We start from the raw sequence: 11904 nt of genomic DNA, 5'->3' as shown, positions 1-11904 counted from the left end.
TCCGTCACACCCGCACCATCGGTCACAGTAGGCCTACGACCTGCGGTCCGGTGGGTCGTGGTGGCTCTCCTCGCTTCTCTCATCGGAGTCACGGTGGCTCCCTCCGCGTCGGCCCACGGCGCTGCGGACCCGTCGATCGCTGCTGTGCTCGACCGGGTCGGCATCGACATGCCCGGTGTCGATCTGACCGTCCGGACGACCTCTCTCGGCTCGCAGTTCGTGCTCGAGAACCCGACGCCGACCGAGGTCACCGTGACCTCGGCGGCCGGTGACCCGCTGTTCCGGATCGGCCCGGACGGCGTCCTGGCCAACTTCCGCTCGCCGGACTGGTACACCTCCAAACTGGTGGGCGGGGACGTGACGGTGCCGCCACGGGCCGTCGACCGTGGCGTGCCGGTCTGGGTCCGAGTCAGTAAGGACCCGTCGTGGGGATGGTTCGACCACCGTCTGCACGACGCTGTTCTCAGCGCCGAGCAGAAGTCGTCGATGGACACGTTGGAGGCCTTCGGCGCCTGGTCGGTCCCGATCGGCTACGGCGACCGCCGGGGCACCGTCGACGGCCACTTCGAGTACCGCCCGCCGCTCGGCTCGTTCGTCCCCCACCTGCAGGAGAGCGAACCCGCCCCGGGGATCAGGCTGATCGCGTTACCGGGCAACCCGGTTCCTGGGGTCTCCGTCGAGAACGGTCTCGACCAGGAGGTCGTCGTCCTGGGCGAGGTGGGCGAGCCCTTCCTGCGGCTCACCACGGCCGGCGCGGAACACAACGAGCTCAGTCCCACGTGGCTCGCCGAGCAGAGCGGGCAGATGGGTGCCGGCGGGGATCCCGCGGCGCAGCCCCGATGGGTCGGGATGGGCAGGACACCGCAGGTGTCGTTCACCGTCCGGGCGGCGGAGCCGGACCTGGGGCAGGCCGATCTCTACGCGATGACCGACTCGGCGGACGTACGGGAATGGACGGTCGCGCTGCTCGTCGACGGCCGACGGATCGACGTCTCCGGCGTGACCACGTTCAACCCTCTCGACCGCGGCGGCGACGCCACATGGTGGTGGATCGGCGGCATCGCCGTACTGCTCCTGACCGTCGGGACCGTGCTGTGGTGGTGGTCGCGGCGCGGTCGGTCCGGAGCGGGCACGGCACCCGACGGGGGTCCGGCGTCGGATGCCCGCGACCGACGCGTGGGGCGCGACCGCTGATCCGACGGGTCGGGCGGCGGCTTGACCGGGTCGCCGCCCGACGACCGGTGATCTCAGATCAGCGCGAGCCTGCGAGCCTCGGCGAGCGCCTCGACCCGGCTGTGCACGCCGAGCTTGGTGAACAACGACTTCAGGTAGCTGCGAACGGTGCTCTCGGTGAGGAAGAGGTCCCGTGCCATCTCCCTGGTCGACCGGCCGTCGGCGATGGCGCACAGCAGCTCGTACTCCCGGGGCGACAGGACCTGGAGTGCCGACCGCCCGTCCCCGCGAACCGGGTCACGGAGACCCAGCCTCGGGTCGACGAACGGCACGTCCTCGGCCAGGACGGCCCGCAGGGCTTCGACCAGCAGGCGGCTGTCCTTGTACACGACACCGTCGGCACCTGCGGTGAGGGCGGCCTGAACCGGTTCCGGTTCCTCGGTCGCGGTGTGCAGCAGGACGCGGGTGTCGGGCGCCACTCCCTTGATCGCGGCGGGCATGCCCGGTGCATAGTTCCCGTGCATGCGGAGGTCGAGCAGGACCACGGCCGGACGTATCCGCTCCACCTGTGTGATCGCCATCGGTCGCTCGGTCGACGACCCGATCACCGTGAGGTCCGTGGTGGCCGCGAGCAGTGCCGTGACCCCGTCGGCGACCACGGGGTGGTCGTCGACCACGAACACCCCGGCCCTGCCGTCGGTCCTCGTCACCGGGTGTCAGACCGGGAGCCGGAGGCGGAGCGCGGTGCCGTCCTCGACGTCCCGGAGCGAGATCTCGCCGCCGTTCTGCTCGGCCTCGCGCCGCATGGATGCCGACCCCCATCGGTTCCCGCCGTCGGGCACCGCGGACAGGCCGGGTCCGGTGCCGACACCGCGACCGTCGTCGAGGACGACCAGGGTGACGGTCTCCGGTGAGTAGGTCAGTGTCACCACCACCCGGGTCGCGCCCGCGTGGCGCTCGATGTTGTACAGCCCCTGCCGGGCACAGGTGAGGACAGCAGCCTCCTGCCGGGCAGTCAGCCGACGGGCGAAGCCGCGGACGACGAGCCGGACGTCGAGGGAGCTGCGGGACCGCAGGTCCACCAGGTCACGCTCGATGGCGGCCGGGACCGCTTCGGCGGGGTCGGCAGGTGCCGCCGCAGCCAGAATCTCCCGCATGCGGTCCGAGGCGGCCAGGACCTGGTCGGAGATCGTGTCGAGGGTCCTGCGGAGCTCGGCGGCGTCGTCGCCGTGCAGTGCCCGCGCCCGTTGGGTTCCGGCGGCGATCGCGAACAGCAGGGGCCCGATCTCGTCGTGCAGCGCCCCGGCGAGGTGCTGGCGTGCCGCCCCGGCACGCCGGGTCTCCGATTCCGGATCGGGTGCGTGGGCTCCCTTCCGGCGGACGTCGCCGAGTCCGGCCGAGGTGGCTCGTGCGCCGCATCGCCGGGCGTGCCGTCCGTACTGTCCGGTGACGATCGATGTGTTCGGCGTGGCGGCGACACTGCCGTTGACTGCGCACATATCCGGTTAACGAGCTGGGTCGCCCGAAGTCCGCAGAATCACCCGAACGCGAGAAAAACACCCGCACCTGCGGAGTCGTAGGGCCGCTATCAGGCTGCGAACAGAAGCCCGACCGCGCCGACGGTCAGCGCCACCATCGCTGTGAGCATCGGGAACTGGGTCCGTACGGCGGCGCCGGACGGATACATCCGCACGGCGCGATCGTGGGCGGCGAGCGATGCGACGAGGTGGCCGCCCACGATCGCCACCAGCTGGACGACCATGATCCCGACCGGCTCCGCCCATCGGTAGTCGATCGTCCATCCGGCGGTGCCGAACAGGTCGAGTCCGGTCTGGAAGGGGTCGGAGGCCAGAATCAGGGTCTGCTGGCCGTCGAACAGCAGCAGGCTGGCGTAGTGGGCGACCGCGTAGCCGGCCGCGATCGGGACGAGAGTGCTGGCGAACGCGGTGGGCCCCGGCCGGTGGCCCTCGTGTGCCCGCTCCTGGGTGAGCGCCGAGCAGCCGAGCAGGTACAGCACGCCTGCAGCCAGCGTCGTCGCCAGGAGGCCGAGCGTCCCTGCAGCCACGCCGTCGTCGACGGCGGAGACCCACCAGAGCGTTCGGGACAACCCGTCGTAGCCGGTCGAACCGATGAGCACCACGACGACTCCGACCAGCCCGGGTGTCGGCTCGACCCGGTCGAGCCCGTCGAGCGGGCTCCGGAGGCCGAGCCGGCCGTCGGCCAGGCGGCCGAGAGGAGACAGCGCGCCGAGTAGGACGGAGTAGACCTCGAACCCGTCGCACCGGTCGAACCAGGTCCGCCCGTACACGAGCGCGCCCGCCAGCTGGATCACGGCGTACCCGCTCACGAAGGTCGCCACCCACACTGGGTCCGTCCGGCCTGGTGCGACGAGCTCGAGCCAGGCGAACGCGAACAGCCCGGCTGCGGCGGGCCACCGTCCCAGCCGGGGGGAGAGCGTCCTGATCCCGTCGGGCGCGATCCTGAGCAGCCGGGCGAGCACGGCGTGGACCAGTCGCAGTGGGTTCACATAGCGGACGACAGGACCTGCGAGTAGCGACGCCGGCACCAGCCCGGCCCAGAACGTCACATAGAACGCCCACGGCGCGAGATTGTCGGCGGAGTCCGCCGGGCCGAGGAACCCGACGGCCGTCACGGCGGCGACGGCCGTCAACGCCACGATCCGGGCGGCGGTTCTGGTCGCGGGATGGTCGACGACCGCGGTGGCACGGTCGGGCAGCGGGCGTCCGGGCCACGGCGTCCGTGGCCGTCGCCGGAACAGCGACAGAATGACGAAGGACGCGATCAGAGCCGTCCCCGCGGCGGCGGCCGCGGGGCCGAGGGGTACCGGCAGGTCGCTGCGCGTCCCGATCCCGTGAGCGAGGACCATCAGCGGACCTCGATCCGCGCGAGCAGCGCTCCGCTTCCGTGCAGCTCGAACTCGAACGAACCCGGGACGTCGGCGGTGAACCGGACCTCGGCCCGCCGGCCCGGTTGGAGGGCGACGGCCCGGTCGTAGCCGTGCAGGTGGGCCTCGTCCGCCCGGTCAGCGGTCACGACGAGATTGACGGGGGTGCCACGTTCAACGGTGATCCGGGTTGCCCCGCCCTCGACCTCGCCGTCGACGACCCGGAACTCGACACGTTCCTGTGCCCCGGAATCCGATGCGACACCTGCGGCAGTCGGCGCAGGCACCGATCCGCCCGCGTCGGCGGGAGCGGGCAGCCGGCTCGCGCAGCCGCCGACGGCGACGAGCAGTACGACCGCTGTGGCGGTCGCCAGGGACTTCCAGGACGTGATCACCGGGCATTCGCTCCTGAGGGAGGGGAGGGTCGGGGTCTGCGGTGCCGGAGGGCGAGTGCCCCACCGGCGATGCCGAGCAGCGCGACCGCCGCGATGAGCGCTCCGGTGGGGACAGAGCCCGCCGGTGTTCCGTCGGTCCCGGGGCGGGGCACGGCCCGGACCGCGCCGGTCAGCTCGGTGGTGCGGTCGCCGAGCACGACCGGGAGGCTCCATCGTGCAGGCGCATCGGGGGTGACTCCGGGTGGGGCGACGAGCCGCTCGTCGGTCCAGCCGACCGGGCCCGGGCCCGCATAAGTTCGCCATCCGCTGCCGGCTGGAACCGGGTGACCCGCGAGCAGGAGGTTCAGCCGATAGGTCCGGCTGGACAGTTCGGCCTGCCAAGACCCGTCGGCGGTCCGCCGAAGGAACGGTTCGCCGTCCAGGCCCGCGACGGCAACTGGGCCGGTCCCGTGCACAGCCAGGATCGCGCTCGGGCGGGGCCCGGGTGCAACGGTCAGGGAGACGCCGGCCGGCGTCGGGTCGGTCTCGACGCGGAACCCCCCGGTCGGCTGGCGGAGCTCGATCCGACCGCGGACGTCGATTGCGGTTCCGCCGTGGCGCACGGGTACCGACCAGGTGGACAGCACCTGGATGTCTCCCGTCCGCCCGCCCGAAGGCGCCCGCACTCCCGACACCGCGATGCGTGGGTCGTACCAGCGCCACGACACGTCCTGGGACACCGGTGTCCAGCGTGGTGCGGCGTCAGGGGTGACGCCCTTCGGGAGCCGGGTCGGGATGCCCGGCGGGTTGCGCGTCTCGTAGGTGAACGGATGCGCGGCGTCGACCTCGACGCCGGCTGCCGAGACTCGTACGACGTCTCGCCCGTCGGGCGCCGGGACGGTCAGCGGTACCGGCCCCGGGTTCACCACCGCGAGCGCACCGTCCGGGGTGACGGTGACAAGGCCGCCGTCCGTGACGGCGGGTGTGACCGTGTCGAGGACGGCGACGACCGATGGCTCCGCGGCGTCGGCCGGCGGCGCCAGCATCGTCGCAACGGTCGCGCCGAGTACCGCCAGCCCGGCGACGACCCGGGTATGGGACAGGTTCATCCGTGGTGCGCCCCGGAGCCTGGTGCCGGTGCGTTCTCGCCGACCGGGCCCTGCTGGGGCTGGTTGGCGAAGAAGAGCCACGGGTTGGTCGAAATGTCGTGTCCGGCCACCGCGTCGCCGCGCCCCTGTGCAGTTCGCAGGACGTCGATCGAGGTCAGGCACTGGTTCCGTCCGGCGGCACGGTCTCCCTCCCGGTCGGGCCAGATCGACGGGTCGCGGATCAGAACCACGGTCATCTGCCACCAGACCTGCGCGCCGTGGGTGGTCCCGGCGATATGACCGTGGCTCGGGAGCGGTACGACGACGCCCGGCCCCACCGTCGGCACCGCGACCGGCGGACTCACCGGGAGCGCCCCGGGGACGCCGGGAGTACCCGGTAGGTCCGGCACCGGGACCCCGAGGATGGTCCGGCCGGCCTCGCTGACGATCGGGTCGATCAGCACCGCGCTCGGGTGCATCGTGTACGACCCCGGACAGCGTGAGCCCGGTGGTGACGAGAGCGCAGCACACGGTGATGAGCACCCTGATCGGGGTGACGCGCATCGTCGCTCCTTCGCTCGACGGGCGAGGTGGCAGGGGAGCGCCCGCGACCCGCCGACGTTCCCGCGACCGTAGGAAAGAGCCGGCCTTGTCTCCACCCTCATCTGAGGGTGGAGACGTGCTTTCGGTGACTACGGATGTCTCGTCGCGGCCCCGAGATCGCTGAGATTCCTTGCGTCTCCCTGGCTTCCCACTGGTCACGTCCGGGTCCGCCGATACCGCAGGAACGGCGACGCGCTGAGCGCCGCGGACTCTCGTCCTCGTCTCCGAGTAGGCCGGGCCGGGTCGGTACTCGGCCGTCAGTCGGAGGCATCCGCATACCCGGGCGACATCGACTGAGGCTTAGAGAAGGCACGATCGGAGATCGAGAGTGACCAGGTGTCGACGACGGGCTCAGACTGACCCCCTAGCGTCGGCTTGGGATTGACCCCCTCTGCACGACGCTGAGGGGGTGTTGTCGGTGGAGGACTGGGCCGAGATCCGTCGTCTGCATCGGGCCGAGGGTGTCCCGATCAAGGAGATCGCCCGCCGGCTGGGGGTGGCCCGCAACACGGTGCGCTCCGCGTTGCGGGCGCCGGGCCCGCCGAAGCGGGAACGGGGCCCGCGGGGATCGCTGGCGGATGCGGTCGAGCCGCAGGTGCGGGCATTGCTGGCGCAGTTCCCACGCATGCCGGCCACGGTGATCGCAGAGCGGATCGGGTGGGAGCACTCGCTGACCGTGCTCAAGGACCGGATCCGCCAGATCCGCCCCGAGTATGTCGGGATCGACCCGGTCGACCGGGTCGCCTACGCACCGGGCGAGATCACCCAGTGCGACCTGTGGTTCCCCGAGACCACGATCCCCGTCGGCCCAGGCTAGGAACGGGTCCTACCGGTGCTGGTGATGACGCTGGGCTACTCGCGGTTCTTGTCCGCGACGATGATCCCCTCGCGCCAGGCCGGGGACATCCTGTCCGGGATGTGGCAGCTGATCAGCGACGTCGGGCGGGTGACCCGCACGCTGGTCTGGGACCGGGAGTCTGCGATCGGCGGGACCGGGCGGGTCTCGGCACCGGCCGCTGCGTTCGCCGGCACTCTGGCCACCCGGATCCGGCTTGCCCCACCGCGGGATCCGGAGTTCAAGGGGCTGGTCGAACGCAACAACGGCTACTTCGAGACCTCGTTCCTGCCCGGACGTCGCTTCGCCTCCCCAGCCGACTTCAACCACCAGATCGACGACTGGCTGGCCCGGGCCAACACCCGCACCGTCCGAGCGATCGGCGGCCGCCCGGTGGACGTGCTCGCCCACGACTACGCGGCGATGACTCCGCTGCCGCCGCTGGACCCGCCGATCGGGCTGGCCCAGCGGATCCGGCTGGCACGGGACTACTACGTCCGCGTCGATGCCAACGACTACTCCGTGGATCCGCAGATGATCGGCCGGTTCGTCGATGTCGCCGCCTCACCGCGCGAGGTCGTCGTCTACTGCGCCGGCCAGGTCGTCGCCCGTCACGACCGCAGCTGGGCCCGCCACGCGGTGATCACCGACCCGGCGCACCAGCACACCGCCGCGGCGATGCGCCGCGCCCTGGCCCACGACCGCAACACCCGACAGGCCGCAGCACGCCGTCACCTCGACGGCCACCCGGTGACCCTGCGCGCACTGCCCGACTACGACGCCCTGTTCGGTGTCGACTTCGTCTCCACTGCCGAGGAAGCGAGCAGCTCATGACAACCACACCACCGAAGATCACCACCGACCCCGCTGGGAGCTCGGGGCCGGCCGGTCCGGTGCTGGCCGCGGTCCCCGACGGACTGCCGGCGATGATCGCCTACCTGACCCGGGTCCTGAAGACCCCGACCATCGCGGCCAGCTGGGAACAGCTTGCCGCCCAGGCCCGTGAGGAGAACTGGTCGCACGAGGAGTATCTGGGCGCGCTGCTGCAGCGCCAGGTCGCCGACCGCGAGTCCAAGGGCACGGTCATGCGGATCCGCACCGCGCACTTCCCCCAGGTCAAGACCTTGGAGGACTTCAACCTCGACCATCTGCCCTCGCTGCGCCGCGACATCCTGGCCCACCTGGCCACGAGCACGTTCGTCGCCAAGTGCGAGAACGTGATCCTGCTCGGCCCGCCCGGGATCGGGAAGACCCACCTCGCGATCGGGCTCGGCGTCAAAGCCGCCCACGCCGGCTACTCGGTCCTGTTCGACACCGCCAGCAACTGGATCACCAGACTCGCCGCCGCGCACCAGAGCGGCCGGCTCGAGGCCGAGCTGAAGAAGATCCGCCGCTACAAACTGATCATCATCGACGAGGTCGGCTACATCCCGTTCGACCAGGACGCAGCGAACCTGTTCTTCCAGCTCATCGCTTCCCGCTATGAACAAGGCAGCGTCATGGTCACCAGCAATCTGCCCTTCGGCCGCTGGGGCGAGACCTTCTCCGACGACGTCGTCGCCGCAGCCATGATCGACCGCCTCGTCCACCACGCCGAAGTCCTGACCCTGTCCGGGGACTCCTACCGCACCCGCGCCCGACGCGAGCTCCTGGCCAAACACAACCGCGCCAGCAACGACTGACCATCACCACACCACGCCGGGGGTCAGTTCCAATCCGTCGCTACGGGGTCACTCCCAACCCGCCGTTGACAGCAGCGGCATGCGGTTCCCCCATGATCGGGGGGACTGTTTCAAGATCGGTGTTTTCGGCCCGACACGCCGGGCTGAGGTCCGGCGAGATGGGCACGGACAGTGATGACATCGGACCTTGTGGATCCAAGCGAGGGTGACCCGAAGCCTGCTCGGCAGGCGTCGGCGGAGCGGGCCGCTGCGGCGGCGATGGTGGCCGAGGCGAAGGCGCGCGGGCTGGCGTTGACCGGCCCGGACGGCCTGTTGAAGCTCTTTACCAAGAATGTTCTGGAAACGGCGCTGAACGAGGAGATGACCGAGCACCTCGGGCACGACAAGAACCGGGCCGACCCCGGCCGGGAATCCACCAACGTGCGGAACGGGTCCCGCTCGAAGACGGTTCTCTCGGATGCCGCGGGTGACGTGGAGATCGACGTTCCGAGAGACAGGGCCAGCACTTTCGAGCCGCAGATCGTGAAGAAGCGTCAGCGGCGCCTCACAGATGTCGACGAGGTCGTACTGTCGCTGTATGCGAAAGGGATGACGACCGGGGAGGTTTCCGCACATTTCGCTGACATCTATGGGGCGTCAGTATCGAAGGAGACGGTCTCGCGGATCACCGACAAGGTCGTCGCCGAGATGAATGACTGGGTTGGTCGGCCGTTGGATTCGGTGTACGCCGCGGTGTTCATCGACGCTGTCCACGTCAAGGTCCGGGACGGGCAGGTCGCCAACCGGCCGGTCTACGCAGCCATCGGCGTCACCGTGGACGGCTGCAAGGACGTGCTGGGGCTGTGGATGGGCGTCGGCAGTGAGGGCGCGAAGTTCTGGATGAGCGTGCTGGTCGACCTGAAGAACCGCGGCGTGCGTGACGTGCTGTTCCTGGTCTGCGACGGCCTCAAAGGACTCCCGGAGGTCGTGGCCAACGTGTGGCCGCAAACCATTGTCCAAACCTGCGTCGTGCACCTGATCCGAAACACTTTCCGGCTGGTGGGTCGACAGGACTGGGACGCGGTGAAGCGCGACATCAAACCAATCTATGCCGCGCCCAACCCGAATGCAGCACTTATCGCTATGGATGAGCTCGACGAGAAATGGGGCCGTAAGTACGCGGCGATGATCCGGCTATGGCGCAACGCGTGGGAAGAGTTCGTGCCGTTCTTGGACTACGACGTCGAGATTCGAAGGGTGATCTGCTCTACGAATGCGATCGAATCGCTTAACGCCCGCTACCGGCGCGCGGTGCGGGCGCGTGGTCATTTCCCCACTGAGCAGGCTGCGATGAAATGCTTGTATCTTGTGACTCGCAGCCTGGACCCGACCGGGACGGGCCGCACGAGGTGGACGATGCGTTGGAAGCCCGTGATCAACGCGTTCGCCATCACGTTCGGTGACCGCTGGCCGGGAGCCGAGACCTACTGAGCAACGACGCCGAAACACCGATCACGAGACAGGCCCCAGGTCGCTGCTGCGGAGCTGTTCGGTCCGGCCCTCGACGGCGCGCAGCGAACAGCAGGGAACCCGTTAGCCATGCTCGCCGCCGTCAGGTGGACGGGCAGGCGTCGGCTCGGACCTGTCGTACGGGTGCGCCCGCCGCAGCAGGTCAACGCGGTACGCAGCAGACTATGACCGCATTCGCGGAACTACAGTCGATACGAAGCCGAAGTAGCGGCAGTGTGCCGTAGTGAATCGCAGTCCGACGAAGGAGTCGCAGTGAGCACCGTGTACGAGTCCCTGTACATCGGCGGGGAGTGGGTCGCCCCGTCCTCGTCGCGCACCATCGAGGTCGTCTCCGCCAGTACGGAGGAGGTCATCGGTCGGGTTCCCGAAGCCGTCGAACGGGACGTCGACGCCGCTGTCGCAGCCGCTCGTGCCGCGTTCGACGACCCGTCGGGCTGGGCGACGTGGGCGCCCGCGGACCGGGCCGCGGTGATGGAGCGGCTCGCCGATGAGCTCGACGCCCGCGCGCCCGAGATGGCTCGTCGGGTGGCGTCGCAGAACGGCATGCCGATCTCGATCGCCACCCAGCTGGAGGGCGTCTTCCCGCAGGTGCTGTTGCGCTACTACGCCGGCCTGATCCGCAGCACCGAGCTCGACGAGGTCCGCGACGGAGTCATGGGCGGGCGGATCCGGGTGACCCGCAAGCCGATCGGGGTCGTCGCCGGGATCGTGCCGTGGAACTACCCGCAGACCCTCGCCGCGTTCAAGCTCGGGCCGGCGCTCGCGATGGGCTGCACGATCGTGCTCAAGCCCAGCCCGGAGACCGTCCTCGACGCGCAGCTGTTCGCCGAGGCGGCGGCCGCCGCCGGCCTCCCGGCGGGCGTGGTGAACATCGTGCAGGGCGGTCGGGACACCGGCCAGTACCTGATCGAGCACCCGCAGGTCGACAAGGTCGCCTTCACCGGGTCGACGGCGGCGGGTCGGACCGTCGCCGAGACCTGTGCGCGGCTGCTGCGTCCGGTCACCCTCGAGCTGGGTGGTAAGTCGGCGGCGATCGTCCTCGACGACGCCGATCTCGCGTCGAACCTGGAGAGCCTGTTCGGTGCGACGCTGCTGAACAACGGTCAGACCTGCTACCTGGGTACGCGCATCCTCGCGCCGTCGTCGCGCTACGCCGAGGTCGTCGACACCCTGACTGGGTTCGCGCAGAGCCTCCAGGTCGGTGACGCGCTCGACGAACGGACGCAGATCGGGCCGGTCGCCTCGGCTCGGCAGCGGGACCGGATCGAGGGCTACATCGCCAAGGGCACCGGCGAGGGGGCTCGCATCACGGCCGGTGGCGGGCGTCCGGCGGGGCTCGACCGGGGCTGGTTCGTGGAGCCGACCGTGTTCGCCGACGTCGACAACCGGCACACGATCGCCCAGGAGGAGATCTTCGGACCGGTGTTGTCGGTGATCTCCTACTCCGACGTCGACGATGCGGTCCGGATCGCGAACGAGTCCGACTTCGGTCTCGGTGGCAGTGTGTGGACCTCGGACCCGGAACGGGGGGAGGCGGTCGCGGCCAGGGTCCAGACCGGGACGATCGGCATCAACGCCTACCTGCCGGATCCGGCCGCACCCTTCGGTGGTGTCAAGCAGTCCGGTCTGGGTCGCGAGCTCGGCCCTGAGGGGCTCGCCGCCTACCAGGCGCTGAAGTCCATCTACCTCGCGCCGTGAGACCGACGGCCGCCGCCCGGCCGGTCCGGCGGCCGGG

10 protein-coding genes and 1 pseudogene are annotated in these 11904 nt (G+C 70.2%); 5 read left to right on the top strand and 6 right to left on the bottom strand.

What is annotated here, in order from left to right; translation table 11 throughout:
• The first annotated feature begins 93 nt into the window (after positions 1 to 93).
• Complete coding sequence (locus XF36_RS16340; protein WP_145981389.1) at positions 94 to 1194, top strand: hypothetical protein; 1101 nt, start codon at positions 94 to 96, stop codon at positions 1192 to 1194.
• 53 nt (positions 1195 to 1247) lie between these two features.
• On the opposite strand, the gene XF36_RS16335 is transcribed toward XF36_RS16340, so the two are convergent.
• The 6 genes from XF36_RS16335 to XF36_RS16310 form a co-directional block, all read right to left on the bottom strand.
• A complete protein-coding gene (locus tag XF36_RS16335; protein ID WP_064485442.1) occupies positions 1248 to 1883 on the bottom strand; it encodes a LuxR C-terminal-related transcriptional regulator in 636 nt (211 codons plus the stop codon).
• Between the two features lie 6 nt (positions 1884 to 1889).
• Entirely contained in the window at positions 1890 to 2672 is a 783-nt protein-coding gene (locus tag XF36_RS16330; RefSeq protein ID WP_060712653.1) for a sensor histidine kinase, read from the bottom strand.
• A gap of 89 nt (positions 2673 to 2761) precedes the next feature.
• Positions 2762 to 4060 carry a hypothetical protein gene (locus tag XF36_RS16325; RefSeq protein ID WP_082375462.1) on the bottom strand — a complete coding sequence of 433 codons (1299 nt, stop codon included), beginning with the start codon at positions 4058 to 4060 and terminating at the stop codon, positions 2762 to 2764.
• Positions 4060 to 4473, bottom strand: a complete 414-nt coding sequence (locus tag XF36_RS16320; RefSeq protein ID WP_060712651.1) for a hypothetical protein — start codon at positions 4471 to 4473, stop codon at positions 4060 to 4062. The genes XF36_RS16325 and XF36_RS16320 overlap by 1 nt, the downstream gene beginning before the upstream one ends.
• On the bottom strand, positions 4470 to 5561 hold the full coding sequence (locus XF36_RS16315) for a hypothetical protein (protein ID WP_060712650.1): 1092 nt from the start codon (positions 5559 to 5561) through the stop codon (positions 4470 to 4472). Before XF36_RS16315 ends, XF36_RS16320 begins: the two co-directional genes overlap by 4 nt.
• The gene (locus XF36_RS16310) at positions 5558 to 6019 is read right to left on the bottom strand and encodes a hypothetical protein (RefSeq protein ID WP_145981388.1); all 462 of its coding nucleotides are present in this window, start codon (positions 6017 to 6019) and stop codon (positions 5558 to 5560) included. The genes XF36_RS16315 and XF36_RS16310 overlap by 4 nt, the downstream gene beginning before the upstream one ends.
• A 533-nt stretch (positions 6020 to 6552) precedes the next feature.
• Between XF36_RS16310 and istA the strand changes: the two are divergent.
• The 4 genes and pseudogenes from istA to XF36_RS16290 all read left to right on the top strand — a co-directional run bounded on the left by istA (position 6553) and on the right by XF36_RS16290 (position 11867).
• Positions 6553 to 7812: pseudogene (istA, locus tag XF36_RS16305) on the top strand (IS21 family transposase).
• Positions 7809 to 8660, top strand: a complete 852-nt coding sequence (gene istB, locus XF36_RS16300; RefSeq protein ID WP_060713594.1) for an IS21-like element helper ATPase IstB — start codon at positions 7809 to 7811, stop codon at positions 8658 to 8660. The pseudogene istA and the gene istB overlap by 4 nt, the downstream one beginning before the upstream one ends.
• Positions 8661 to 8918: 258 nt before the next feature.
• Entirely contained in the window at positions 8919 to 10130 is a 1212-nt protein-coding gene (locus XF36_RS16295) for an IS256 family transposase (RefSeq protein ID WP_238589343.1), read from the top strand.
• Positions 10131 to 10421: 291 nt separating this feature from the next.
• On the top strand, positions 10422 to 11867 hold the full coding sequence (locus XF36_RS16290) for an aldehyde dehydrogenase (protein ID WP_060712648.1): 1446 nt from the start codon (positions 10422 to 10424) through the stop codon (positions 11865 to 11867).
• The last annotated feature ends 37 nt before the right edge of the window (positions 11868 to 11904 follow it).

Origin of the sequence: Pseudonocardia sp. HH130629-09, assembly GCF_001294645.1 — a bacterium.
In the GTDB taxonomy this organism is placed as follows: Bacteria; Actinomycetota; Actinomycetes; order Mycobacteriales; family Pseudonocardiaceae; genus Pseudonocardia.
Note: the sequence above shows the minus strand (reverse complement) of the source record. Positions and strands in the feature narration are given on the sequence as shown.

Coding starts and splice junctions, on each gene's coding strand:
- XF36_RS16330 (WP_060712653.1), bottom strand. CDS start 2,672: ATGTGCGCAGTCAACGGCAGTGTCGCCGCCACGCCGAACACATCGATC.
- XF36_RS16325 (WP_082375462.1), bottom strand. CDS start 4,060: ATGGTCCTCGCTCACGGGATCGGGACGCGCAGCGACCTGCCGGTACCC.
- XF36_RS16315 (WP_060712650.1), bottom strand. CDS start 5,561: ATGAACCTGTCCCATACCCGGGTCGTCGCCGGGCTGGCGGTACTCGGC.
- XF36_RS16310 (WP_145981388.1), bottom strand. CDS start 6,019: ATGCACCCGAGCGCGGTGCTGATCGACCCGATCGTCAGCGAGGCCGGC.
- istB (WP_060713594.1), top strand. CDS start 7,809: ATGACAACCACACCACCGAAGATCACCACCGACCCCGCTGGGAGCTCG.
- XF36_RS16295 (WP_238589343.1), top strand. CDS start 8,919: ATGGTGGCCGAGGCGAAGGCGCGCGGGCTGGCGTTGACCGGCCCGGAC.